At 69.8% G+C, this 23,882-nt stretch carries 22 protein-coding genes, 3 rRNA genes and 1 riboswitch; of the genes, 15 read left to right on the top strand and 10 right to left on the bottom strand.

Going from position 1 to position 23,882, the window contains the following annotated elements; translation table 11 throughout:
* Window positions 1–26: 26 nt before the first annotated feature.
* The 7 genes from FHX71_RS22895 to FHX71_RS22865 all read left to right on the top strand — a co-directional run bounded on the left by FHX71_RS22895 (window position 27) and on the right by FHX71_RS22865 (window position 10,477).
* Window positions 27–1,220, top strand: a complete 1,194-nt coding sequence (locus tag FHX71_RS22895; protein WP_182619694.1) for a thiolase family protein — start codon at window positions 27–29, stop codon at window positions 1,218–1,220.
* Entirely contained in the window at window positions 1,217–1,930 is a 714-nt protein-coding gene (locus FHX71_RS22890; protein WP_182619693.1) for a 3-oxoacid CoA-transferase subunit A, read from the top strand. Before FHX71_RS22895 ends, FHX71_RS22890 begins: the two co-directional genes overlap by 4 nt.
* The gene (locus tag FHX71_RS22885) at window positions 1,927–2,607 is read left to right on the top strand and encodes a 3-oxoacid CoA-transferase subunit B (RefSeq protein WP_182619692.1); all 681 of its coding nucleotides are present in this window, start codon (window positions 1,927–1,929) and stop codon (window positions 2,605–2,607) included. The genes FHX71_RS22890 and FHX71_RS22885 overlap by 4 nt, the downstream gene beginning before the upstream one ends.
* A gap of 957 nt (window positions 2,608–3,564) precedes the next feature.
* Window positions 3,565–5,087: ribosomal RNA gene (locus FHX71_RS22880) — 16S ribosomal RNA — on the top strand.
* A 530-nt stretch (window positions 5,088–5,617) separates the two neighbouring features.
* Window positions 5,618–8,747 (top strand): 23S ribosomal RNA (locus FHX71_RS22875).
* Between the two features lie 147 nt (window positions 8,748–8,894).
* Window positions 8,895–9,011: ribosomal RNA gene (rrf, locus tag FHX71_RS22870) — 5S ribosomal RNA — on the top strand.
* Together the 16S, 23S and 5S rRNA genes form the textbook arrangement of a ribosomal RNA operon.
* 209 nt (window positions 9,012–9,220) lie before the next feature.
* Window positions 9,221–10,477, top strand: coding sequence for an AGE family epimerase/isomerase (locus tag FHX71_RS22865; protein WP_182619691.1), 1,257 nt, complete (start codon window positions 9,221–9,223; stop codon window positions 10,475–10,477).
* 31 nt (window positions 10,478–10,508) lie between these two features.
* Here the strand turns inward: FHX71_RS22865 and FHX71_RS22860 are convergent, their stop codons facing one another.
* The 4 genes from FHX71_RS22860 to FHX71_RS22845 are packed head-to-tail and all read right to left on the bottom strand — an operon-like array spanning window position 10,509 to window position 13,562.
* Complete coding sequence (locus FHX71_RS22860) at window positions 10,509–11,591, bottom strand: sulfate/molybdate ABC transporter ATP-binding protein (RefSeq protein WP_182619690.1); 1,083 nt, start codon at window positions 11,589–11,591, stop codon at window positions 10,509–10,511.
* Window positions 11,588–12,355 carry an ABC transporter permease gene (locus tag FHX71_RS22855; protein WP_182619689.1) on the bottom strand — a complete coding sequence of 256 codons (768 nt, stop codon included), beginning with the start codon at window positions 12,353–12,355 and terminating at the stop codon, window positions 11,588–11,590. Before FHX71_RS22855 ends, FHX71_RS22860 begins: the two co-directional genes overlap by 4 nt.
* Window positions 12,352–13,155, bottom strand: a complete 804-nt coding sequence (gene modA, locus FHX71_RS22850; RefSeq protein WP_182619688.1) for a molybdate ABC transporter substrate-binding protein — start codon at window positions 13,153–13,155, stop codon at window positions 12,352–12,354. Before modA ends, FHX71_RS22855 begins: the two co-directional genes overlap by 4 nt.
* Entirely contained in the window at window positions 13,152–13,562 is a 411-nt protein-coding gene (locus FHX71_RS22845) for a TOBE domain-containing protein (RefSeq protein ID WP_182619687.1), read from the bottom strand. Before FHX71_RS22845 ends, modA begins: the two co-directional genes overlap by 4 nt.
* Before the next feature lie 101 nt (window positions 13,563–13,663).
* On the opposite strand from FHX71_RS22845, the gene FHX71_RS22840 reads away from it, so the two are divergent.
* The 3 genes from FHX71_RS22840 to FHX71_RS22830 all read left to right on the top strand — a co-directional run bounded on the left by FHX71_RS22840 (window position 13,664) and on the right by FHX71_RS22830 (window position 15,737).
* Entirely contained in the window at window positions 13,664–14,122 is a 459-nt protein-coding gene (locus FHX71_RS22840; RefSeq protein WP_182619686.1) for an RrF2 family transcriptional regulator, read from the top strand.
* A gap of 188 nt (window positions 14,123–14,310) precedes the next feature.
* Window positions 14,311–15,225 carry a sulfite exporter TauE/SafE family protein gene (locus FHX71_RS22835; protein WP_182619685.1) on the top strand — a complete coding sequence of 305 codons (915 nt, stop codon included), beginning with the start codon at window positions 14,311–14,313 and terminating at the stop codon, window positions 15,223–15,225.
* Window positions 15,222–15,737 (top strand): MogA/MoaB family molybdenum cofactor biosynthesis protein, encoded by a 516-nt coding sequence (locus FHX71_RS22830; protein ID WP_182619684.1) that lies wholly within the window; start codon window positions 15,222–15,224, stop codon window positions 15,735–15,737. The genes FHX71_RS22835 and FHX71_RS22830 overlap by 4 nt, the downstream gene beginning before the upstream one ends.
* A 56-nt stretch (window positions 15,738–15,793) precedes the next feature.
* Here FHX71_RS22830 and FHX71_RS22825 read toward each other — a convergent pair whose 3' ends face one another.
* From FHX71_RS22825 to FHX71_RS22815, 3 genes are all read right to left on the bottom strand, one after another.
* Window positions 15,794–16,033 carry a MoaD/ThiS family protein gene (locus FHX71_RS22825; RefSeq protein ID WP_182619683.1) on the bottom strand — a complete coding sequence of 80 codons (240 nt, stop codon included), beginning with the start codon at window positions 16,031–16,033 and terminating at the stop codon, window positions 15,794–15,796.
* On the bottom strand, window positions 16,030–16,500 hold the full coding sequence (moaC, locus tag FHX71_RS22820) for a cyclic pyranopterin monophosphate synthase MoaC (protein WP_182619682.1): 471 nt from the start codon (window positions 16,498–16,500) through the stop codon (window positions 16,030–16,032). The genes FHX71_RS22825 and moaC overlap by 4 nt, the downstream gene beginning before the upstream one ends.
* A gap of 90 nt (window positions 16,501–16,590) precedes the next feature.
* On the bottom strand, window positions 16,591–16,872 hold the full coding sequence (locus FHX71_RS22815; RefSeq protein ID WP_182620061.1) for a DUF4235 domain-containing protein: 282 nt from the start codon (window positions 16,870–16,872) through the stop codon (window positions 16,591–16,593).
* A 37-nt stretch (window positions 16,873–16,909) separates the two neighbouring features.
* Window positions 16,910–17,015: riboswitch (TPP riboswitch) on the top strand.
* Between FHX71_RS22815 and FHX71_RS22810 the strand changes: the two genes are divergently transcribed.
* The 3 genes from FHX71_RS22810 to FHX71_RS22800 all read left to right on the top strand — a co-directional run bounded on the left by FHX71_RS22810 (window position 17,011) and on the right by FHX71_RS22800 (window position 20,581).
* The gene (locus tag FHX71_RS22810; protein ID WP_182619681.1) at window positions 17,011–18,078 is read left to right on the top strand and encodes a thiamine ABC transporter substrate-binding protein; all 1,068 of its coding nucleotides are present in this window, start codon (window positions 17,011–17,013) and stop codon (window positions 18,076–18,078) included. It overlaps the preceding riboswitch by 5 nt.
* A gap of 95 nt (window positions 18,079–18,173) precedes the next feature.
* Window positions 18,174–19,853: an ABC transporter permease gene (locus FHX71_RS22805; RefSeq protein WP_182620059.1), complete on the top strand. Its 1,680-nt coding sequence runs from the start codon at window positions 18,174–18,176 to the stop codon at window positions 19,851–19,853.
* Window positions 19,853–20,581, top strand: coding sequence for an ABC transporter ATP-binding protein (locus tag FHX71_RS22800; RefSeq protein WP_182619680.1), 729 nt, complete (start codon window positions 19,853–19,855; stop codon window positions 20,579–20,581). Before FHX71_RS22805 ends, FHX71_RS22800 begins: the two co-directional genes overlap by 1 nt.
* Here the strand turns inward: FHX71_RS22800 and FHX71_RS22795 are convergent.
* Together FHX71_RS22795 and FHX71_RS22790 are read right to left on the bottom strand one after the other, a co-directional pair.
* Window positions 20,578–21,225 (bottom strand): response regulator, encoded by a 648-nt coding sequence (locus FHX71_RS22795; protein WP_182619679.1) that lies wholly within the window; start codon window positions 21,223–21,225, stop codon window positions 20,578–20,580. The two genes, FHX71_RS22800 and FHX71_RS22795, sit on opposite strands and share 4 nt — an antisense overlap.
* A complete protein-coding gene (locus FHX71_RS22790) occupies window positions 21,225–22,376 on the bottom strand; it encodes a sensor histidine kinase (protein ID WP_220490240.1) in 1,152 nt (383 codons plus the stop codon). The genes FHX71_RS22795 and FHX71_RS22790 overlap by 1 nt, the downstream gene beginning before the upstream one ends.
* A gap of 167 nt (window positions 22,377–22,543) precedes the next feature.
* On the opposite strand from FHX71_RS22790, the gene FHX71_RS22785 reads away from it, so the two are divergent.
* Complete coding sequence (locus FHX71_RS22785) at window positions 22,544–22,975, top strand: DUF6069 family protein (RefSeq protein ID WP_182619678.1); 432 nt, start codon at window positions 22,544–22,546, stop codon at window positions 22,973–22,975.
* On the opposite strand, the gene FHX71_RS22780 is transcribed toward FHX71_RS22785, so the two are convergent.
* Complete coding sequence (locus FHX71_RS22780) at window positions 22,972–23,364, bottom strand: winged helix-turn-helix transcriptional regulator (RefSeq protein WP_312877181.1); 393 nt, start codon at window positions 23,362–23,364, stop codon at window positions 22,972–22,974. The genes FHX71_RS22785 and FHX71_RS22780 overlap by 4 nt on opposite strands.
* 123 nt (window positions 23,365–23,487) lie before the next feature.
* Here FHX71_RS22780 and FHX71_RS22775 point away from each other — a divergent pair, with 123 nt between their 5' ends.
* Entirely contained in the window at window positions 23,488–23,841 is a 354-nt protein-coding gene (locus FHX71_RS22775) for a DoxX family protein (RefSeq protein ID WP_182619677.1), read from the top strand.
* The last annotated feature ends 41 nt before the right edge of the window (window positions 23,842–23,882 follow it).

The following is a 23,882-nucleotide window of genomic DNA, read 5'->3' as shown; positions in this document are numbered from 1 at the left end:
CTGCGAACGGGCAGAGGTGTGGATCGATGGGACAGGCATTCGTCTACGACGCCGTGCGAACACCGTTCGGACGCTACGGCGGCGCGCTCGCCGGGGTGCGGCCGGACGACCTGGCGGCCTTCGTCGTCGGTGAGCAGGTGCGTCGAGCGCCCGCGCTGGACCCGGCCCGGGTCGACGACGTGATCCTCGGCAACGCGAACGGCGCCGGCGAGGAGAACCGGAACGTGGCCCGGATGGCGGTGCTGCTGGCCGGCCTGCCGCTCTCCGTCCCGGGGGTGACGGTGAACCGGTTGTGCGGGTCGTCGCTGGACGCCGTCGTGCAGGCGGCCCGGGCGGTGGAGACCGGCGACGCCGACGTCGTCGTCGCGGGCGGCGTCGAGTCCATGAGCCGTGCGCCGTGGGTGCTGCCCAAGCCCGAGCGCGCCTACCCCGCGGGTGGCGCCGAGCTGGTCTCCACCACCCTGGGCTGGCGCCTGGTGAACAAGCGGATGCGGCCGGACTGGACGGTCTCCCTCGGCGAGGCGACCGAGCGGTTGCGCGAGAAGTACGGCGTCACGCGCGAACGCCAGGACGAGTTCGCGCTGCGCAGCCACCGGCTCGCCCACGAAGCGTGGGAGGCCGGCCGCTACGACGACCTGGTCACCGCGTACCCGGACGCCGACCTGTTCCGCGACGAGCCCGTGCGCCCCGACGGCACGCTGGACAAGCTGGCCGCGCTGAAGCCCTCGTTCCGGACGGACGGCGGCACCATCACCGCGGGCAACGCCTCCCCGCTGACGGACGGCGCCAGCGCCGCGCTGATCGGGTCGGAGTCCGCGGCGGACTTCACCGGCCTGGAGCCCCTCGCCCGGATCGCGGGCCGCGCGTCGGTCGCGAACGAGCCGCAGTACTTCGGCTACGCACCGGTCGAGGCCGTCGAGCGCGCGCTGGCGAAGAGCGGCATCGGCTGGTCCGACGTCGGCGCCGTCGAGCTCAACGAGGCGTTCGCGGCGCAGTCGCTCGTCTGTGTCGACGCGTGGGACGTCGACCCGGAGATCGTGAATGCGTGGGGCGGCGCGACGGCGCTCGGGCACCCGCTCGGCGCCTCGGGCACGCGCATCCTCGGCACGCTCGCCCGCCGGCTGGTCGCCGAGCGGCAGCGCTGGGGGGTGGCCGCGATCTGCATCGGCGTCGGTCAGGGTGTGGCCGTCGTCCTGGAGAACGTGCGGGCTGCCGCATGAGCGTCCAGGTCGCGCGGACCGCGCGGGAGGCGGTGGGCGACATCGCCGACGGCGCCACGGTGATGATCGGCGGCTTCGGTCCGGCGGGTCAGCCCGTCGAACTGATCGAGGCGCTCCTGGAGCAGGGCGCCGGCGACCTCGTCGTCGTCTCCAACAACGCGGGCAACGGCGAGGACGCGCTCGCCCGGCTGATCCTCGAACGCCGCGTACGGAAGATCGTGTGCTCGTTCCCCCGTCAGGTGGACTCGTGGCACTTCGACGCCGCGTACCGCGCGGGCGAGATCGAGCTCGAGCTGGTGCCGCAGGGCAACCTGGCCGAGCGCATCCGTGCCGCCGGGGCCGGCCTGGGCGGCTTCTTCACACCGACCGGCTTCGGCACACCCCTCGCCGAGGGCAAGGAGACCCGCGTGGTCGACGGCGTCCCGATGGTCCTGGAGTCGCCGCTGCGCGCCGACGTCGCCCTGGTCAAGGCCTTCCGGGCCGACGGCGCCGGCAACCTCGTCTATCGCAGGACTGCCCGGAACTTCGGCCCCGTGATGGCCACGGCGGCGCGCCGGACGGTGGCGCAGGTAAGTGAGGTCGTGCCGACCGGGTCGATCGATCCCGAGACCGTGGTCACCCCCGGTATATATGTCGACGCCGTCGTGGCGCTCGACAGCGTGACCACGTTGGCCGGAGCGCCGTCCGGAGCCCGGGGTGCGGACGCATGAGCGCCGAGACGATCCCGTCCGGGCCGCGGAGCGGGTCCCCCCTGTCCAAGGCGGAGCTCGCGGCGCGCGTTGCCGCCGACATCGAGCCGGGCTCCTACGTGAACCTGGGCATAGGTCTGCCGACGCTCGTGGCCGACCACCTGCCCGGTGACTCGGGCATCACGCTGCACACGGAGAACGGGCTGCTCGGGATGGGCCCGTCGCCCGAGCCGGCCGACGCCGACCCCGAGCTCATCAACGCGGGCAAGATCCCGGTGACCGAGCTGCCCGGTGCGTCGTACTTCCACCAGGCCGACTCGTTCGCCATGATGCGCGGCGGTCACATCGACGTCTGCGTGCTGGGGGCGTTCCAGGTGTCGACGGCGGGGGACCTGGCCAACTGGTCCACCGGCCGACCCGGAGCGGTGCCCGCGGTGGGCGGGGCGATGGACCTGGCGGTGGGCGCGCGGCGCAGCGTCGTCATGATGACGCTCCTGACCAAGGACGGCCGGCCCAAGCTGGTGCCCGAGTGCACACTGCCGCTCACCGGGGTGGGCTGCGTGTCCCGGATCTACAGCGACGTCGCGGTGATCGACGTCGGGCCCGGAGTGCCGGGCGGCGGGGACGCACGGGTCGTCGAGACGTACGGGATCACGCACGGGGAGCTCGAGGAACTGCTCGGGCTCCGCCTGGGCTAGGGGCCGGCGCCCGCGGATTCCCGCGGCGCGGCTCGGCCGCGCCGGGCGCCCCGCATCCTCCCGTGGGTGGATGGCGAAATCTGAACCAAAGATTACGTAGACATGGCTGACCGGGAGGGTTCTTGGTCTACGCCCGGGCTACGAGCCCCGGACGGGGGCCGCTGAGCCTGTCTGACATGGCTCCGGCGCGTGCGGACCTGATGCCCTCTTGGAAAAACACCCGGTGAACAGCGCTTCTGTGTCGGCCGTCACTCGCCGTGGCTTTGACGGGTCCTGCAGGCTGACGTAATGTTCTCGTTGTTCGCCCGACAGGGAGACACGGACAGGAAGCGCTTAGGGCGTGACTGGCCGGTCCCGGGGCGGAAACCACTCCAGATCTTGTAGGTGGCTTCGTGCGCTTCGGATCTGGGTGGGGCTTGCCGGACAGGCGCCCCGTTGCTTCGGTTCTGATCGTTTCTGACCAGGATGCTTGCGCCGGGGAGCGTGGTAGGGTAAGTTACAGAGGTTGCCTCCGAACGAGGATGACGCGGTTCGCACTGCGGTCCACTTCGGATGGTTCCCTTCCTCTGCAGATCATCAAGGTTTCTGACTTTGAATGGTCGGCGAAAAATGGGATCAGAATTCCTTCGGTTGCTCGAAGAATTCTCTCGGCCACTGCGGCCGGCGGGGATTTGGAAAAGTCCGAAAGGGCCTGGTAAGTTTAAGTCACTGCCCCGGACAGGGAAGCGAAACAGTAGGAATCGTGACTCTGACGGTGTGCGTCGGTTGTTTGAGAACTCAACAGTGTGCTTGATAGTCAATGCCAATCATTTGACTCTCAGCGTTTCAGGTCGCATCACCATTCGGTGATGGGCGGGGATGGTGGGGGTCGTTTTTTGGATCGGATTGAAACCAGTTTGGTTTTGGTCTGGCCAGTATCATTGTTCGCACCCACCTGGTGGGTGTGGATGTTTCTCTTTTACGGAGAGTTTGATCCTGGCTCAGGACGAACGCTGGTGGCGTGCTTAACACATGCAAGTCGAACGGTGAAGCCCAGCTTGCTGGGTGGATCAGTGGCGAACGGGTGAGTAACACGTGAGCAACCTGCCCTCCACTTCGGGATAAGCCTTGGAAACGAGGTCTAATACCGGATACGAGCACTTACCGCATGGTGGGTGTTGGAAAGTTTTTCGGTGGGGGATGGGCTCGCGGCCTATCAGCTTGTTGGTGGGGTAATGGCCTACCAAGGCGTCGACGGGTAGCCGGCCTGAGAGGGCGACCGGCCACACTGGGACTGAGACACGGCCCAGACTCCTACGGGAGGCAGCAGTGGGGAATATTGCACAATGGGCGAAAGCCTGATGCAGCGACGCCACGTGAGGGATGACGGCCTTCGGGTTGTAAACCTCTTTCAGCAGGGAAGAAGCGAGAGTGACGGTACCTGCAGAAGAAGCGCCGGCTAACTACGTGCCAGCAGCCGCGGTAATACGTAGGGCGCAAGCGTTGTCCGGAATTATTGGGCGTAAAGAGCTCGTAGGCGGTCTGTCGCGTCTGGTGTGAAATCCCATGGCTCAACCATGGGCTTGCATCGGGTACGGGCAGACTAGAGTGCTGTAGGGGAGACTGGAATTCCTGGTGTAGCGGTGGAATGCGCAGATATCAGGAGGAACACCGATGGCGAAGGCAGGTCTCTGGGCAGTTACTGACGCTGAGGAGCGAAAGCATGGGGAGCGAACAGGATTAGATACCCTGGTAGTCCATGCCGTAAACGTTGGGCACTAGGTGTGGGGCGGGTTCCACTCGTTCTGTGCCGCAGCTAACGCATTAAGTGCCCCGCCTGGGGAGTACGGCCGCAAGGCTAAAACTCAAAGGAATTGACGGGGGCCCGCACAAGCGGCGGAGCATGCGGATTAATTCGATGCAACGCGAAGAACCTTACCAAGGCTTGACATGTACGAGAAAGCCCCAGAGATGGGGTTCTCTTTGGACACTCGTACACAGGTGGTGCATGGTTGTCGTCAGCTCGTGTCGTGAGATGTTGGGTTAAGTCCCGCAACGAGCGCAACCCTTATCCTATGTTGCCAGCGGGTTATGCCGGGGACTCATGGGAGACTGCCGGGGTCAACTCGGAGGAAGGTGGGGATGACGTCAAATCATCATGCCCCTTATGTCTTGGGCTTCACGCATGCTACAATGGCCGGTACAGAGGGCTGCGATACCGTGAGGTGGAGCGAATCCCAAAAAGCCGGTCTCAGTTCGGATCGGGGTCTGCAACTCGACCCCGTGAAGTCGGAGTCGCTAGTAATCGCAGATCAGCAACGCTGCGGTGAATACGTTCCCGGGCCTTGTACACACCGCCCGTCAAGTCACGAAAGTTGGTAACACCCGAAGCTCACGGCCCAACCCCTTGTGGGAGGGAGTGGTCGAAGGTGGGACTGGCGATTGGGACTAAGTCGTAACAAGGTAGCCGTACCGGAAGGTGCGGCTGGATCACCTCCTTTCTAAGGAGCTCATCTCCACCAGGCCCCGGACACCGGGGACGCCTTGCCGCCCCTTGTGGGTGGTGGTGCTGGTGGCAGAGGCCATGCCCAGGCCGTACGCGTCTGGGGTGGTTGCTCATGGGTGGAACATTGACGAAGAGTCACCTGACTGGTGGCCGCTGCTAGTACGCCCTTCGGGGTTGGAACGTGGTGGTACGGGTCATGGGGGCTTGCCAAGCACACTGTTGGGTCCTGAGGCAACCGGCCGCCTCACACACTGTCTCCTTCGAGAGCGAGTGGGTGGGGGGTTGAGTGTTTCTGGAGGACACGGGTCACTGAGTGGCATACCAGACCAGCCGGCTAGCCGGTGTTGGTGGTTGCGGATTGCTCTGGTGGGTTCGTCCGTTGCTTGAGAACTGCATAGTGGACGCGAGCATCTTTGAATTTTTCCAAGACTGCTCCGCGATGATCGCCGGCCTGCGGGGTTTTGCCTCGTTGGGTGTGGCTGATGATCGGGAGCATGTGGTCTTGGTTTCTGTGATTGTAGGTTTGCTGAAGTTTTTAAGGGCACATTGGTGGATGCCTTGGCACTAGGAGCCGAAGAAGGACGTTGTAGCCTGCGATAATCCTCGGGGAGTTGGCAGACGAGCTGTGATCCGAGGGTCTCCGAATGGGGGAACCCAGCCGAAGTCATGTTCGGTTACCCGCGCCTGAATGTATAGGGCGTGTGGAGGGAACGTCGGGAAGTGAAACATCTCAGTACCGACAGGAAGAGATATTCCGTGAGTAGTGGCGAGCGAAAGCGGATGAGGCCAAACCGTATGCGTGTCAAGCTGTCAGGCGTTGCGTGTGCGGGGTTGTGGGACCTTCCGGGAGAATCTGACAGTTTTCCGGCCAGTAAGAAAGTCGTGTCATAGTCGAACCGGGTTGAATACCGGACCGTAGTGGGTGGGAGTCCCGTAGACGAAATGGTGCGGCCTGGTGGAGGGGATCCCAAGTAGCACGGGGCCCGTGAAATCTCGTGTGAATCTGGCAAGACCACTTGCTAAGCCTAAATACTACCTAGTGACCGATAGCGGACAAGTACCGTGAGGGAAAGGTGAAAAGTACCCCGGGAGGGGAGTGAAATAGTACCTGAAACCGTGTGCCTACAATCCGTCGGAGCCTCCTTGGTAGGGGTGACGGCGTGCCTTTTGAAGAATGAGCCTGCGAGTTAGTGCTCGGTGGCGAGGTTAACCCGTGTGGGGTATCCGTAGCGAAAGCGAGTCCGAATAGGGCGTCCATAGTCGCCGGGTCTAGACCCGAAGCGAAGTGATCTAGCCATGGGCAGGTTGAAGCGCCGGTAAGACGGCGTGGAGGACCGAACCCACCAGGGTTGAAAACCTGGGGGATGACCTGTGGTTAGGGGTGAAAGGCCAATCAAACTTCGTGATAGCTGGTTCTCCCCGAAATGCATTTAGGTGCAGCGTCGCGTGTTTCTTGCCGGAGGTAGAGCTACTGGATGGCTAATGGGCCTCACCAGGTTACTGACGTCAGCCAAACTCCGAATGCCGGTAAGTGCAAGCGCGGCAGTGAGACTGCGGGGGATAAGCTCCGTGGTCGAGAGGGAAACAGCCCAGATCACCGGCTAAGGCCCCTAAGCGTGTGCTCAGTGGGAAAGGATGTGGAGTTGCACAGACAACCAGGAGGTTGGCTTAGAAGCAGCCACCCTTGAAAGAGTGCGTAATAGCTCACTGGTCAAGTGATTCCGCGCCGACAATGTAGCGGGGCTCAAGCACACCGCCGAAGCCGTGGCACTCACATTGCGTTTGATCGCAAGCCCAGCATGCGCCCTTGTGGTGTGTGTTCAGGTGTGTGGGTGGGTAGGGGAGCGTCGTGTGGGCAGTGAAGTCGCAGGGTGACCTAGCGGTGGAGCCTACACGAGTGAGAATGCAGGCATGAGTAGCGAATGACGGGTGTGAATCCCGTCCGCCGAATGACCAAGGGTTCCAGGGCCAGGTTCATCCGCCCTGGGTAAGTCGGGACCTAAGGCGAGGCCGACAGGCGTAGTCGATGGACAAGGAGTTGATATTCTCCTACCGGCGAAGTACCGCCCATACCGAGCCCGGTGATACTAACCATCCCGAGCCCACACCGTCCTCTTCGGAGGGCATCGTGGGGGAGGCGTGGGACCTGATCCGGTAGTAGGTAAGCGTGTTAACAGGGGTGACGCAGGAAGGTAGCCAGGCGTGGCGATGGTTGTCCACGTCCAAGGTTGTAGCCCGACACCTAGGCAAATCCGGGTGTCATATGAGGGTGAGAGCTGATAGTGACCGTGTATGCGGGAATCTGGTGATCCTATGCTGCCTAGAAAAGCCTCGACGCGAGGGACTAGCCGCCCGTACCCTAAACCGACTCAGGTGGTCAGGTAGAGAATACTAAGGCGATCGAGAGAATCGTGGTTAAGGAACTCGGCAAAATGCCCCCGTAACTTCGGGAGAAGGGGGGCCTGAACCGTTAACCCACTTGCTGGGGGACGCGGGGAGGGCCGCAGAGACCAGGGAGAAGCGACTGTTTACTAAAAACACAGGTCCGTGCGAAGTCGCAAGACGATGTATACGGACTGACGCCTGCCCGGTGCTGGAAGGTTAAGAGGACGGGTTAGCTTCGGCGAAGCCCAGAATTTAAGCCCCAGTAAACGGCGGTGGTAACTATAACCATCCTAAGGTAGCGAAATTCCTTGTCGGGTAAGTTCCGACCTGCACGAATGGCGTAACGACTTCTCCGCTGTCTCAACCGCGAACTCGGCGAAATTGCACTACGAGTAAAGATGCTCGTTACGCGCAGCAGGACGGAAAGACCCCGGGACCTTTACTATAGCTTGGTATTGGTGTTCGGTGCGGTTTGTGTAGGATAGGTGGGAGACTGTGAAGCTCGGCCGCCAGGTCGGGTGGAGTCATTGTTGAAATACCACTCTGATCGCTTCGGATGTCTAACCTCGGTCCGTAATCCGGATCAGGGACAGTGCCTGGTGGGTAGTTTAACTGGGGCGGTTGCCTCCTAAAATGTAACGGAGGCGCTCAAAGGTTCCCTCAGCCTGGTTGGTAATCAGGTGTCGAGTGCAAGTGCACAAGGGAGCTTGACTGTGAGACCGACAGGTCGAGCAGGGACGAAAGTCGGAACTAGTGATCCGGCGGTGGCTTGTGGAAGCGCCGTCGCTCAACGGATAAAAGGTACCCCGGGGATAACAGGCTGATCTTGCCCAAGAGTCCATATCGACGGCATGGTTTGGCACCTCGATGTCGGCTCGTCGCATCCTGGGGCTGGAGTAGGTCCCAAGGGTTGGGCTGTTCGCCCATTAAAGCGGTACGCGAGCTGGGTTTAGAACGTCGTGAGACAGTTCGGTCCCTATCCGCTGCGCGCGCAGGAAACTTGAGAAGGGCTGTCCCTAGTACGAGAGGACCGGGACGGACGAACCTCTGGTGTGCCAGTTGTTCCGCCAGGAGCATGGCTGGTTGGCTACGTTCGGAAGGGATAACCGCTGAAAGCATCTAAGCGGGAAGCCTGCTTCGAGATGAGGTTTCCATACACCTTGTGTGTGAGAGGCACCCAGCAGACCACTGGGTTGATAGGCCGGATGTGGAAGCAGGGACTGAAGACCTGTGGAGCTGACCGGTACTAACCTGCCGATAACTTCATCACCACACTCACACGAGCTAAAAATTAAGTTCATTGCGTGTCGCGTCCACTATGCGGTTCCCGAGTCACGGGCACCAACCCCCTCAACCACTACTGGCTTCATCGCCGGCGGGTGGCTTGAGGCAGGGGTTGCCTGGTTCTCGATAGAGTTACGGTGGTCATAGCGTGGGGGAAACGCCCGGTCCCATTCCGAACCCGGAAGCTTAGCCCTACAGCGCCGATGGTACTGCCCTGGTGACGGGGTGGGAGAGTAGGACGCCGCCGGACAACCATTCCCAGCAGGGGGTGGGGTGCCCGACCAGAAATGGTCGGAGACACCCCACCCCCTTCTGCATACCCAAGAACGCTCTGCACGCCTGAAGACCCTGCATGCCCGAAAGCCCTGCGCCGCCCCGCCGGGTTCGCGGCCGCGACGTACCCCGTCCGGCCCTCAGGCAAGTTGCCGGCCGCACAGCGCCCGCGGCTATCGTGGCGGTGTGAACGCAGACACCACCCGCACTGCCGCGGGCTCCACCAGCACCCAGCCCGCAAGCAGCGCCGACGCGGCATGGCGTCGCGAACATTTCGTGTCGCTGCTGCGTTTCGCCGAGGCCTCGATTCGTACCGACGGCGCCGCCCAGTGGCTCGACGACGAGGGCCACCCGGACACCTCGCACCCGGTGGAGACCTGGATCACGGCGCGGATGGCGCACACCTTCGCCGTCGGGCACCTGCTCGGGGTGAGCGGAGCCGGGGAGTACGCCGAGCGCGCGATCACGGGGCTCCGCGAGGTGCTGGCCGACGCGGAGTTCGGCGGCTGGCTGGCCGCCCGGGGTGAGGGCGACGAGCTGGTGGGGACCAAGGAGGCTTACGCGCACGCGTTCGTGGTGCTCGCGAGCTCGACCGGCAAGGTGGCCGGGATCGCCGGCGCGGCCGAGCTGCTCACGGAGGCGCTCGACGTGCTCGACGCGCGTTTCTGGGAGCCGGAGCGGAACCTGCACCTCGACGAGCGGTCGCGCGACTGGTCGTCGACGTCGGACTACCGGGGCGTGAACGCGAACATGCACTCCGTCGAGGCACTGCTCGCCGCACACGCCGCGACCGGGGACCCGAAGTGGCTGGAGCGCGCCTCGGCGATCGGCGACCAGGTCGTGGCATGGGCCGAAGCCAACGAGTGGCGGATTCCCGAGCACTTCGACGCGAGCTGGGAGCCGCAGCTCGAGTACAACGCGGACCGCCCGCGCGACCAGTTCAAGCCGTACGGCGCCACGCCCGGCCACGGGCTGGAGTGGGCCCGGCTGCTGCTGCAGATCGACGCCGAGGCGGGTACGCCAGGTCAGCGGACCGCGGCTGCCGCCGCGCTCTTCGACAGCGCTGTCGCCGACGGCTGGGACACCGACGGCGGTGGCTTCGTCTACACGACGGACTGGTCCGGCACGCCGGTCGAACCCCGCCGGTTCCACTGGGTCGCCGCCGAGGGCGTGGCCACGGCCAACGTGCTGGCCCGTGCCACCGGGGACCTCCGCTACGTCGAGCTCGAGCGCGAGTGGTGGGCCTGGATCCGCGAGAACCTGGTCGACACCGAGCACGGCTCGTGGCACCACGAGCTCGACACCGAGAACCGCCCGTCCGGGGTCACCTGGGTCGGCAAGCCCGACGTCTACCACGCGGCACAGGCCGTGATCCTGCCGGAGCTCCCGCTCACGGGCTCGTTCGCGGCGTCGGCCCGGCACGTGGGGCAGATCCTGGCCTGACGGTGGGCCCGGCCCGCCGCCGCCACGAGGATCACGCCGGGTACAGGTCGACCTCGGTCGCCTTGACGGTGAACCACACCGGGTCACCCGGCGTGATCGCGAGGTCGGCGGCGGCCTGGGGCGTGATGTCCGCGCTCAGGCGGCCGGCCCGCACCCGGACGAGGTCGCCCTGGGGTTCGAGCGCCGTGACCGTCACCGGCCACGAGTTGCGCGGGGAGCCCGTGGCGCGCGCGGGGAACACCGAGACCGCCGACGGCCGGAACGCGGCGACCATCGGGGTCCCGGTCGTGGGCACCACGCGGTCGGCGCCCCCGCCGTCGTCGTGCAGGCGGCCGTGGACCAGGTCGCCTGCGGTGGTGCGGACGGCGTCGTCGTCGGCGGACCAGGTGCCCGACGCGATGTTCAGGCCCGCGATCCTGGCCGCGAAGGCGCTCCTGGGCCGGGACAGCACCTCGCGCGTCGGGCCCTGCTCGACGACGCGGCCGCCGTCGAGCACGACGACGCGGTCGGCGAGCAGGAGCGCGTCCAGCACGTCGTGCGTGGCGATGACGACGGTCCGCTCGGCGAGGACCTCGCGCAGCAGGTGCCGCAGGGCGGGCGTGACGTCGACGTCGAGCGCGGCCATGGGCTCGTCGAGCAGCAGCAGTCGCGGCTCCGCGGCGAGCGCGCGGGCGACCGCGACCCGCTGGGCCTGCCCGCCCGAGACGGCCGCGGGGCGACGCCCGCCGAGGTCGGGCAGGCCGATCCGGTCGAGCCAGCGGTCCGCCTCCGCGGCCGCCGTCCGCTGCGGGACGCCGCGGGAGCGAGGGCCGAACGCGATGTTGTGCCGCACCGAGAGGTGCGGGAAGAGCAGCGGGTCCTGCGCGAGCAGGGCCACCTGCCGGGCGTGCGGCGGCACCCAGGTCCGGGTCCTGCCCGCCTCGACGTGGGTGAGCGTGCGGTCGTCGAGGGTCACCCGGCCGTCGCGCGGGCGCAGCAGGCCCGCCGCGACGGCCAGCAGCGTGGACTTCCCGGCGCCGTTCGGGCCGAGCAGGGCGACCGTCTCGCCGTCGGCGACCTCCAGGTCGATCCGGACGTCGCGCTCGGGCAGGTGCGCGGAGAGGGAGAGGCTCACAGGGCGCTCCGGCTGCGTCGCGTCAGGCCGATCACGAGCACCGCCACCGCGACCAGCACGAACGACAGCGCGACGGCGGCGTCGGGGTCGGTCTCGCGCTGCAGGTAGATCTCCAGCGGCAGCGTGCGCGTGACGCCCTGCAGGCTCCCCGCGAACGTGATGGTCGCGCCGAACTCGCCCAGGCACCGGGCGAAGGACAGGACGGTGCCGGACAGCAGGCCCGGCCAGACCAGCGGCAGGGTCACCCGGAACAGGACCGTGGTGGGCCGGGCGCCGAGCGTCGCCGCGACAACGTCGTACCGGGTACCGGCCGTGCGGACGGCGCCCTCCAGGCTGATCACGAGGAACGGCAGGGCCACGAAGGTCTGCGCCAGCACGACGGCGGTGGTGGAGAAGGCGATCTGGATGCCGGCCACCTCGAGCGACTCGCCGAGGAGCCCGCGCCGGCCGAACGTGTACAGCAGCGCGATGCCGCCGACGACGGGCGGCAGGACCAGGGGGATCAGGACCAGCGACCGCAGCAGGTCGCGCCCCACGAAGCGGGCGCGCGCCAGCACGAGCGCCAGCGGCACGCCCAGCACCAGGCACAGCAGGGTGCTCACCGTGGAGGTCCGCAGGCTCAGGAGCAGGGCCGCGACCGACGACTCGCTCGTGATCAGGGTCCAGAAGTTGGCCCAGTCCACGCGGGCCGCCATCGCCGCGAGGGGGAGCACCACCAGGAGTGCGCCCACCGCCGCGACGACGGCGACCCAGCGGGGGATCACGGGGCCGCGAAGCCCGCGTCGGCCAGCACGGCCTGCCCGTCCGCGCCGAGCACGGCGTCGACGAACTCCTGCGCGAGCTCGGGGTGCTCGCTCTCGCCGAGGGAGGCGATGGGATACACGTTGACGGCGTCCTGCGACTCGGGGAACTCGATGCCCTCGACGTCGTCACCCGCACCGCGGACGTCGGTGACGTAGACCAGGCCCGCGTCCGCCTCGCCGGTGATCACCTTGTTCAGCACGTCGGTGACGCTCTGCTCCTCGCTCACGGGGGAGAAGCTGAGGTCGGCGGCCGTCTCGACGCGCTCGGTCGCCGCCCCGCACGGCACCTCGGGCGCGCAGACCACCAGGTTCAGGTCGCCGGCCAGGTCGGCGAGCGAGGCGACGCCCGCCGGGTTGCCCGGCGGGACCGCGATCATCAGGGTGTTCGACGCGAAGTCGGTCGGGGCGCCCGCGAGCAGGTCGTCCGTGACGAGCTTGTCCATGTTCGCCGTGTCGGCCGAGGCGAACACGTCCGCCGGGGCGCCCTGCTGGATCTGGGCGACCAGGTCGGAGGACCCGGCGAACGACAGTTCCACCTCGACCCCCTCGTGCGCCGCCTCGAAGTCCTCGGCGATCTGCTCGAACGTGCTGGTCAGCGACGCGGCGGCGAAGACGGTGAGCGTCTCCGGCGCGGCGTCCCCGTCCCCGGTCGCCTCCGACCCGGCCCCGGCCGAACCTCCGCACGCCGTCAGCGTGCCTGCCACGAGCAGCCCTGCGGCCACGGCCGGCACGAGAGTCCTCAGCCCTGTCTTCCTGTTCATGCGGAACCCCTCTGGTCCTCGGTCTCGATCACGACGTTCGTCGACTTGATCACTGCCACCGCCACCGACCCTGGCTCCAGCCCGAGGTCGCGCACGGCCTCGCTGCTCATCAGCGACACCACCCGGAACGGGCCGCACTGCAGCTCCACCTGCGACATCACGGCGTCGGACCGGATCTCGGTGACGAGGCCGACGAAGCGGTTGCGCGCCGAGCTGCGCAGCCCCGGCGGTAGCCGCGGCGGGGACGCGTGGTCCCGTGCCACCATCGCGACCTCGTAGCCGTCGACGACCTTGCGCCCGGACTCGTCCGTGCGGGCGCCGAGCAGCCCGCGGTCGATCCAGCGACGCACCGTGTCGTCGCTGACGCCGAGATAGGCGGCAGCGTCGCGAATCCTCATGTGCGGCACGGATGGGACGGTAGCACCGCTTTCACGACTTGATAAAGGCACATGACCCGAATCTGCGGAATCTTGGTGTCCGCATACGGCGCCCGGGAGAGAATGGACCCATGAGGATCTCCGCACGAGCCGACTACGCCGTCCGGGCAGCCGCCGAGCTGGCGGCTGCCGACCACGACGGACCTGTCCGCGCCGAGGCCCTGGCCCGGGCGCAGGACATCCCGCACCGCTTTCTCGAGGGCATCCTGAGCGACCTGCGTCGCGACGGCCTCGTCACCAGCCACCGCGGCGCCGGCGGCGGGTACCGCCTGGCGCGGCCCGCCGACTCGATCACCATCGCCGACGTGGTGCGCGCCGTGGACGGGCCGCTCGTCTTCGTGCGGGGCAACCGTCCGTCGGACCTGGAGTTCCAGGGTGTGGCCGCGCCCCTGCTGCACGTGTGGGTGGCGCTGCGCGCGAACGTGCGCGCGGTGCTGGAGGCGGTCTCCCTCGCCGACCTCGTGAGCGGGACGCTGCCGGACGAGGTGCGCGAGCTGACCGAAGGCGAGTCGGCCTGGTCCAACTCCTGATTTCACAGTGTGGTCGGGGAGCGGCCTAACTCCGAGCGGACCAAGGGCTTTCACCCCGCTTTCTCGTGCGTACTTATCCGACCTCTGAGATGATAGTTGTTTCCGACCGGGTTAGGTGGTTACCTTGACGCGGGCCTGATTTTGCATGGCCTCGCGTCGTATCCCCCCGGACCTGGAAGGTCACGACCATGAGAACCCTGATCCTGCTGGCGCTCGTAGGCCTCGGCGCCCAGCTGGTGGACGGAAGTCTGGGCATGGCCTATGGCGTCACCTCCACCACGCTGCTGCTGGCCATCGGCACCAACCCGGCCGCCGCGTCGGCCACCGTGCACCTCGCCGAGATCGGCACCACCCTCGCCTCCGGCGCCTCCCACTGGCGCTTCGGCAACGTCGACTGGAAGGTCGTCGCCAAGATCGGCATCCCGGGTGCCATCGGCGCCTTCGCCGGCGCCACGTTCCTCTCGTCGCTGTCGACGGAGATCGCGGGACCGGTCATGTCGATCATCCTGCTCGTGCTCGGCCTCTACGTGCTGCTGCGCTTCACGGTGCAGGGCCTGCCCACTCGCTCGGACAAGCCGCTGCGCAAGCGGTTCCTCGCCCCGCTCGGCCTCGTGGCCGGCTTCTTCGACGCCACCGGTGGCGGCGGCTGGGGCCCGGTCGGCACGCCCGCGATCCTCGCGAGCGGCCGCCTGGAGCCGCGCAAGGTGATCGGCTCGATCGACACCAGCGAGTTCCTGGTGGCCGTCGCCGCCAGCATCGGCTTCTTCGTCGGCCTGTCCGGCGAGGGCATCGACTACACCTGGGTGCTCGCCCTGCTCATCGGTGGTCTGATCGCGGCGCCGATCGCGGCCTGGCTGGTTCGCCTGGTGCCTCCGCGCATCCTGGGCTCGCTCGTGGGTGGCGTCATCGTGCTCACCAACTCGCGCACGCTGCTCAACAGCGACTGGATCGCGGCCTCCGACGCCGTGAAGACGCCGATCTACGTGTTCATCTGGCTCGCGTGGGCTGGCGCCGTCTTCTGGTCCGTGCGGGCGCACCGCAAGGCCAAGGCCGAGGAGGACGCCGTGAGCGAGAAGCCGGAGGCCGATAGCGTGTCGGCATGACGTCCGACCAGGTAGCGGTGATCACCGTCTCCGACCGCTGTGCCCGTGGCGAGGCCGAGGACCGGTCCGGTCCCACGGCGGCGCGGATCCTCCGGCAGGCGGGGTTCACCGACCTGGTCACCCATCTGGTACCCGACGGCGTCGAGCCGGTCCGTGACGTGCTGCGGACCGCGCTCGACGCCGGCGCTCGTCTGGTGCTCACCACGGGCGGCACGGGCATCACGCCCCGGGACCTGACGCCCGAGGGCACGCGCGAGGTGCTGGACTACGAGGTCCCGGGCGTCGCCGACGCCGTTCGCCAGCGCGGCACCGCCGCGGGGATCCCGACCGCCGCGCTCTCGCGCGGGCTGGTGGGCGTGGCCCGCGGCGCCGACGGGACACGCGCGCTCGTGGTGAACCTGCCCGGCTCGTCCGGGGGCGTGAAGGACGGACTCGACGTCGTGCTCGGCCTCTGGCCGCACGTCCGGTCGCAGCTCGACGGCGGCGACCACCCCGCCCCGGCGCCGGCTTAGCCCGGCGCCGGCCTGGCCCGGCCGGACGCGTCAGCCGCGCGGGTCAGCCCTGCGGGTCAGCCGCCCGCGAAGGGCGGGAGCACGTCGACCGTGACGCCGTCCGGGACGGGCGTCTCGTCCGCCGTCGTGCGGGCGCCCGCGACGAGCAGGGCGCACTTCGGCAGCACCGCTTCCAGGGCCGGGTGGGCCGCGGTGAGGGCACCGCGGAGGGCGCCGACCGACGTCGGGCCGTCGAGCTGTTCGGTGGCGCGGCCTGCCGCCTCCCGGGCGCCCGCGAAGTAGCGGACCGTGATCACTCGGCACGCACCCAGTCGCCCGACTTGCCGCCGGTCTTGCGCTCCAGGCGCACGTCCGCGAGCGAGACGGACTTGTCGAGCCCCTTGACCATGTCGATGACGGCGAGGCCGGCGACCGCGACGGCCGTCAGCGCCTCCATCTCGACGCCCGTGCGGTCGGCGGTGCGGACGGTCGCGGTGACGGCGACGCCGTCGTCGGTCACCTCGAGGTCCACCGCCGCGCCGTGCACGCCGATCACGTGCGCCAGCGGCAGGAGGTCCGGCGTCTTCTTGGCGCCTGCGATGCCCGCGATGCGCGCCACGGCGAGCACGTCCCCCTTGGGGACGGCGCCGTCGCGCAGCGCCCGGACGACGTCGGGGCCGCACCGGACCAGGCCGGAGGCCGTCGCGGAGCGGATGGTCGGCTGCTTGGCGGTGACGTCGACCATCCGGGCCTGGCCGCGGTCATCGAGGTGCGTGAAGCTCACGGCACCAGGGTGTCACGTCCGGTCACCGGGCAGCACGAGCACAGGGCAGCACGAGCACCGGGCGGCACGGCCGCCCGGTAGGTTCTCGTCTCAGACAGCGGTGCGGCGCGCGGCGATCCGCAGGGCCGCACGGTGCGCACCCTTTGCGGCGATCCGCTTGGCGAACACCGCGGTTCCGGCCGCGACGGCCGCGAACACGGTCGCCTGCAGCAGGTCCAGCTCCGGGTCGTCCGGCTTGTTGGGCGCGTCGTTTCCGGTCACGCCCTTCCAGATCATGCTGACAGCCTTCTGGGCGACCCAGCCGGCCGCGATCGTCAGAGCGAGGGTGCCGACCTTCTCGCCGAGTGTCTGTTCCGTCTCAATCTGGGCCATCTCCACACCGTAGTCCTCGACGGCCGACTAGGCTGCATGGAAACGACAGGGGAGCGCCCCGACGGCGCTGAGAGTGCGGATCACCGCAGACCCTTGAACCTGATCCGGTTGACACCGGCGGAGGAAGTCGGAGGCACGATGTTGCGTCTTTCCGGTGCCCACGGGGGCACCATCCCTACTGCTGCGGCCGCGCTGTCCGTGGCCCTGCTGCTCGCCGGGTGCTCCGGCGGGTCCGGCTCGGGCGACGACTCGTCCGCCGCGGGCGACACCGTCACCCTGGTGACCCACGACTCCTGGGCGCTCGACGAGAAGCTGATCGACCAGTTCGAGCAGGAGTCCGGCACCACGGTCGAGGTCAGCGCCGCCGGCGACGCCGGGACCCTGGTGAACCAGCTCGTGCTGACCAAGGACGCCCCGCTCGGCGACGCCGTCTTCGGCATCGACAACACCTTCGCGTCCCGGGCGCTGGAGGCCGGCGTGGTCGAGGAGTACACCCCCGCCGACCTGCCCGAGGGCGCTGAGCAGCTCGGCGGCGCGCTCACGCCCGTCGACCAGGGCGACGTCTGCGTCAACGCCGACGAGGCGTGGTTCGAGGAGTCCGGCCTGGAGGTGCCGACGACCCTGGAGGACCTCGCCGACCCGCAGTACAAGGACCTGCTCGTGGTGTCCAACCCGGCGACGTCGTCCCCGGGGCTCGCGTTCCTGCTGGCGACGATCGGGGCGTTCGGCGAGGACGGGTTCGAGGACTACTGGACTTCGCTCGTGGACAACGGCGTCAAGGTCGCGGACTCCTGGGAGGACGCCTACTACGTGGACTTCTCGGGTGCGGGCGAGGGCGGCGAGCGTCCGCTCGCGCTGTCGTACGCGACGTCGCCGGCGTTCACGGTGACGGAGGACGGGTCGGCGTCGACCACGAGCGCGCTGCTGGAGACCTGCTTCCGGCAGGTCGAGTACGCGGGCGTGCTCGCCGGGTCCGACAACCCCGAGGGCGCCAAGGCGCTGGTCGACTTCCTGCTCACGAACGACGTGCAGGCCGCGCTGCCCGAGTCGATGTACATGTACCCGGCCGACCCGGCCGTGGAGCTGCCCGCCGACTGGCAGCAGTTCGCGCCGCAGGCGGAGGCCCCGTTCCAGGTGGACCCCGCGGACGTGAGCGAGCACCGCGACGAGTGGATCGAACGGTGGACCGAGACGGTCGTGGGCTGAGCCGGAGGCGTAGCGCAGGGTGGGGGCCGAGGAACGAGGCACCCGCCCGGAGCGGAGCCGCAGGCTCAGCCCACCAAAGGCAGAGCTTGAGCCTTCTGAGGCACGGGCTGCGGCCGGCGCCCCTCCTGTGGGGGGTGGCGGTCGCGGTCCCGCTCGGCTTCCTCGCCGTCTTCTTCGCGTGGCCGGTGGCCGCGCTCGTGGTCCGCGGCTTCGTGCCCGACGGCGCGCTCGACCTCACCGGCTTCGCCGAGGTGCTGTCGCGTCCGCGCACGTGGCGCCTCGTAGGCCTCACGCTCACGCAGGCCGTGCTCGGCACCGCGTTCTCGGTGCTGCTCGGCCTGCCGCTCGCGTACCTGCTGTACCGGCGGTCGTTCCCCGGGCGCAGCCTGGCGCGCGGGCTCGTGACCGTGCCGTTCGTCCTGCCCGCCGTGGTGGTGGGCGTCGCGTTCCGGGCCCTCTTCGCGCCGGGCGGCACGCTCGGGTTCCTCGGGCTGGAGGAGTCGCTCGCCGGGATCGTCGTCGCGCTCGTGTTCTTCAACGTGTCCGTGGTGGTGCGTACCGTCGGCGGGCTGTGGGAACGGCTCGACCCCCGCGCGGAGGAGGCCGCGGCCTCGCTGGGCGCGGCGCCGGCCCGGGTGTTCCGGACCGTCACGCTGCCGTCGCTCGCGCCCGCGATCACCTCGGCGGCGTCCGTTGTCTTCCTGTTCTGCGCCACGGCGTTCGGGGTGGTGCTCGTGCTCGGCGGCGTGCGCTACGGGACCATCGAGACCGAGATCTGGACCCGCACCACCCAGTTCCTGGACCTGCGCTCGGCCTCCGTGCTGTCGATCCTGCAGCTCGTCGTCATCTCCGCGGCCCTGGCGGTGTCCGCGCGGGCCCGACGGCGGCGCGAGGCCGCGCTGCACCTCGTCTCCGCGCGCCGCACCGCGCGGCCCCTGTCCTGGCGCTCGCCCGCCGACGTCGCCGCGTCGCTCGCGGGCGTCGCGATCGTCGCCGGGCTCATCGTGCTGCCGCTGGCCGGGCTGGTCGCCCGCTCGTTCCGTGAGCCGGACGGGTCCTGGGGCCCGGGCAACTACGTCGCGCTGGGGACCACCGGCGAGCGGAACGCGCTGGTCGTCACGGTCTGGGAGGCGACGGCGACCTCGCTGCGGATCGCGCTCGCCGCCACGCTGATCTCGCTGGTCGTGGGCGGCCTCGTCGCGCTCGTCGTGTCCCGGCGTCCCCGGTCCGCGGGCACCCGCCGCGCCATCGGGACGCTCGACGGCCTGTTCATGCTGCCGCTGGGCGTGTCCGCGGTGACCGTCGGCTTCGGGTTCCTCATCACCATGGACCAGCCCGTGCTCGGCCTGGACCTGCGCACCTCGGGGCTGCTCGTGCCCGTGGCCCAGGCCGTCGTCGCCGTGCCGCTCGTCGTGCGCACCGTGCTGCCGGTGCTCCGGGCGATCGACCCCCGCCTGCGGGAGGTCGCCGCGGTGCTCGGCTCCGGCCCGGGGCGCGTGCTGCGTACCGTGGACCTGCCGATCGCCCTGCGGTCGCTCGGCCTGGCCACCGGCTTCGCGTTCGCGGTGTCGCTCGGCGAGTTCGGCGCCACGTCGTTCCTCGCGCGGCCCGACGGCGCCACCCTGCCGGTCGTGATCTACCGCCTCATCGGGCGGCCCGGGGCGGAGAACTACGGGATGGCGCTCGCGGCGTCGGTGGTGCTCGCCGCGCTGACCGCGACGGTGATGATGGTGGCGGAGCTACTGCGCGACGACCGCGCCGGAGGGGAGTTCTGATGGCAGGACTGGAGGTCCGGGACGTCTCGGTCCGGTACGGGGCCGGTGTGGCCGGCGTGACGGCGGTGGACGACGTGTCGCTGACGGTCGCGCCCGGAGAGGTCCTGGCGCTGCTCGGGCCGAGCGGGTGCGGCAAGTCCTCCCTGCTGCGCGCCGTGGCCGGTCTGGAGCCCCTGGCGGGCGGGCAGGTGCGGTACGACGGCGCCGACCTCGCCGGGCTGCCCGTGCACAAGCGCCGGTTCGGGCTGATGTTCCAGGACGGCCAGCTCTTCCCGCACCGCGACGTCCGGCGCAACGTGGCCTACGGCCTGGAGACCCTGCCGCTCACCCGCCAGGAGCGCGACGAGCGGGTCGCGGGCCTGCTCGACCTCGTGGGGCTCGCCGGGTACGAGCAGCGGGCCGTGCCCACGCTGTCGGGCGGCGAGCAGCAGCGGGTCGCCCTCGCACGCGCCCTGGCCCCGCGGCCCCGTCTGCTGCTGCTCGACGAGCCGCTGTCCGCGCTCGACCGGCAGCTCCGCGAACGGCTCGCGGGCGAGGTGCGGGCCGCGCTCGTCGAGACCGGCACCACCACCGTGTTCGTGACGCACGACCACGCCGAGGCGTCCGCCGTGGCCGACCGGGTCGGCGTCATGGACCGGGGGCGGCTGCTCCAGGTGGCCGCGCCGGAGGAGCTGCGCACGGCGCCGGCGTCGGACCGGGTGGCTGAGTTCCTGGGGCTGCGCGCCTAGTCCGCGCCCGCCTGCTGCACCAGCAGCGCCACCTGGGTGCGGTTCTCCACGCCGAGCTTCACCAGCACGCTGGAGACGTGCGCCTTCACGGTCGGGACGCTCAGGTACAGGCGCCGTCCGATCTCCGCGTTGGACGAGCCGCGCCCGATCTCCAGCGCGACGTCGCGCTCGCGGCCCGTGAGCCGGCCGAGGGCGGCCCGGGCCTCCCGCACCTCGCCGCCCCCGGCGGCGACCGTGTCCATCAGGCGGCGCGCGATGTCGGGCGCGAGCACCGGCTCGCCGCTCGCGGCGGCGCGGACCGCCGCGGCGATCCGCGCCGGCGGCATGTCCTTGAGCAGGTAGCCGGCGGCCCCGGACCGCAGGGCGCCCACCACCTCGGCGTCGGTGTCGAAGGTCGTCAGCACGACGACGGCGGGCGGCGACGGCCGCGCCCGGACCCGGCGGGTGGCCTCGATGCCGTCGACGCCGGGCATGCGCAGGTCCATCAGCACGACGTCGGCGGGGTGGGCGTCGAGCACGCCCGCCACCTCCCCGCCGTCGGCGGCCTCGCCGACCACGCGGATGCCCTCGGCACCGTCGAGCATGAGGCGCAGGCCCGCGCGGACCAGGGCGTCGTCGTCGACGATCACGAGGCGGGTCTCCATCAGGCCCACGGTATCCGTGCCTCCAGCGTGAAACCGGCAGGTGAGCGGCCTGCGTCGAGCGTGCCGTCCAGCAGCTCCACCCGCTCGCGCAGGCCGACCAGGCCGGTGCCGGGCTCGCCGTCGGCGGACCGCGCGGGGCCGTCGTCGGCCACGACCACCCGGACCTCGTCGGGGCTCGTCGTCACCGTGACCCGCACCGAGGCGCCCGGCGCGTGCCGGCGGGCGTTGGTGAGGCCCTCCTGCACCACGCGGTATGCGGCGGCCGCGACCGGAGGTGAGGGCTCGGGGTCGTGGTCGCCGGTCCGGTCGAGCGTCACGGGGGTGCCCACGGACCGGGCCGCGTCCACCAGCCCGGGGATGTCGCGGAGCGTGGGCGGCGGCGCGAGCCGGTCCGACCCGCCGCGCAGGAGCCGCACGAGCTGGCGCAGGTCCTCCAGGGCCTCCGCCGCGCCGGTGCGCACCCGCCCGGCCGCGACGGCGAGCTGATCCGGGGGCGCGTCCGGCCGGTACTCGACGGCGCCCGCCGTGGCGGCCAGCAGGGACAGGCGGTGCCCCAGCGCGTCGTGCATCTCGGCCGCGATCCGGTTGCGCTCCCCGGACCGGGCGGCCTCCAGGGCCTGCTCGCGGTCGGCCTCGGCCCGGCGGGCGCGGGCCCGCAGGTCGGCAAGGAGCTGGGCGCGGGCCTGCAGGTAGGCGCCCCAGCCGAGGAGCGCGGCGTGCACGGCGACGTCGCACAGGAGCCACCAGCCCAGGGGGAACGACGGCGGGCGCCACAGCCCCTGCACCGCGTGCGCGGCCGTGCTCGCGGCCGCCACGAGTACCGCCGTGCGCAGCGGCGACCACCGGGCGATCTGCAGCACCGCCGACGTCGCGGCGGGCGTCGCCCCCGGTGAGACCGCGGCCAGCGCCGCCAGCACGAGGGCCAGGGGGACCGACCGGCGGGCCCACATCAGGGGCAGCAGCGCCAGCGAGACCACCGCGGCCGCCAGGTCCACGAGCTCCAGGGGCAGTGCCGCGGACCCGCTCGCCTGGCGGCTCAGCACCGTCGAGAGCGTCAGGACCCCGAGCAGCACCATGGCCACCACGATCGCGCGGCGCCGGGGGCGTACGGCCTGGTCGGGCGGGCAGTCCCGCGGTTCGTCGGAGGTCATGCCGGTGACTCTAGGCACGCCGTCCGGGGCGGCGACACCGACCAAGGTCGGGGGTTGCCGCTACCGAAGGGTGACACGGCGCGGTACCACGGGCGGATGTCGCGCCTGCCGCGCTCCAGGAGGCTGTGACCAGGCACGACGGACGTGCCGAGGAGTGAGGAGACGTCATGGCACAGAACCTGGTGACCCGTAGCCCCTGGCCCGCGTGGACGGTGCCGTTCGCCGCCGCAGCGGCCGCCGTCGTCGTGTGGCTGATCGGCACGGCGCTCGGCGTCGACCCGGAGGCCCGGACCGGCGCCGCCACCCAGCCCGTGACCGTCGTCGCGGCGGCGGTCGCCGCCCTCGTGGCCGGCCTCGCCGGCTGGGGCGCGCGGGCCGTGCTCGCCCGCCTCGCGAAGGGCGGCGGCGAGGTGGCGTGGCGCGTGCTCTGCGGCGTGGCCCTGCTGGTCTCGCTGCTGGGCGCGGCCTCCGGCACGACGCCGGCGTCGGTCGCCCTCCTGGTGGCCGAGCACGTCGTGGTGGGCGCCGTCATCGCCGTGGGCCTGCGCCGCGCCGGGCGGAGGGCGACGGCGCCGGCCGTGCCCGCCGTGCCTGCCTAGTGGTCGTCCTCGCGGTCCAGGACGTCCAGGTGCCGGGAGCCCCACTCGGCCAGCGGCCGCAGCGCGGCGACGAGCTCGGCGCCGGCCTGGGTGGGGGTGTACAGGATCTGCACCGGCATGGTCGGCACCACCTCGCGCGCGATGAACCCCTGCCGCTCCAGGTCGCGCAGGCGCTGGGTCAGCACCCGGTCGGAGATGCCGCGGACGTACCGGCGGTACTCGACGAAGCGCCGGGCGCCGGCGACCCCGGCGTAGAGGATCGCGCCGGACCAGCGGCGTCCCGCCTGTTCGAGGGTGCGCTGGAACACCCCGCACTCGTCCGGGGACGGCGGCTGGGACGGCGGCGCTGACGCCGCGGGGGTGGGGTTCGTCGTCGGCTCGGAGGTCACTTACAAAAAGTAAGTTGCTAACCCGGCACTTGGCAACCCGCGCCGCGGGGCGCACGATGCTCCGGGCGCCCGTACGGGCGCCGCCCTTGCCGGGCCTGCCCGGTCGTCGTCCCTGGAGGACCCGTGTTCGTCGCCGCTGTCATCGTCTCCGCCCTGCTCGCCCTGGCCACCGCGTTCAGCGGGTACGGCAAGCTGACGGGAAACCCGCAGGTCGTCGAGCCGCTCACCACCAAGCTTGGGGTGCCCCGGCGGTTCATCCCCGTGCTCGGCGCCCTCCTGCTCGCGGGCGCCGTCGGCACCGTGGCCGGGATCTGGTGGGCGCCGATCGGCATCGCGGCCACGGGCTGCTTCGTCGTCTACTTCCTGGGCGCCGTCATCACGCACGTCCGGGCGAAGGACTGGGCGGGCGTTGTCCCGACCGGCCTGCTCATGGTGTTCTCGGCGGCGGCCCTGACGCTGCGGCTGCTCTCGCTCTGACCGGTCGGGCCGCGCCGGCCCGTCCGGGGCGGGCGCGGCCG

This window comes from Promicromonospora sukumoe (genome assembly GCF_014137995.1).
GTDB lineage: Bacteria > Actinomycetota > Actinomycetes > Actinomycetales > Cellulomonadaceae > Promicromonospora > Promicromonospora sukumoe.
The sequence above is the reverse complement of the archived record's forward strand: the minus strand, read 5'-3'. Positions and strand labels throughout refer to the sequence as shown.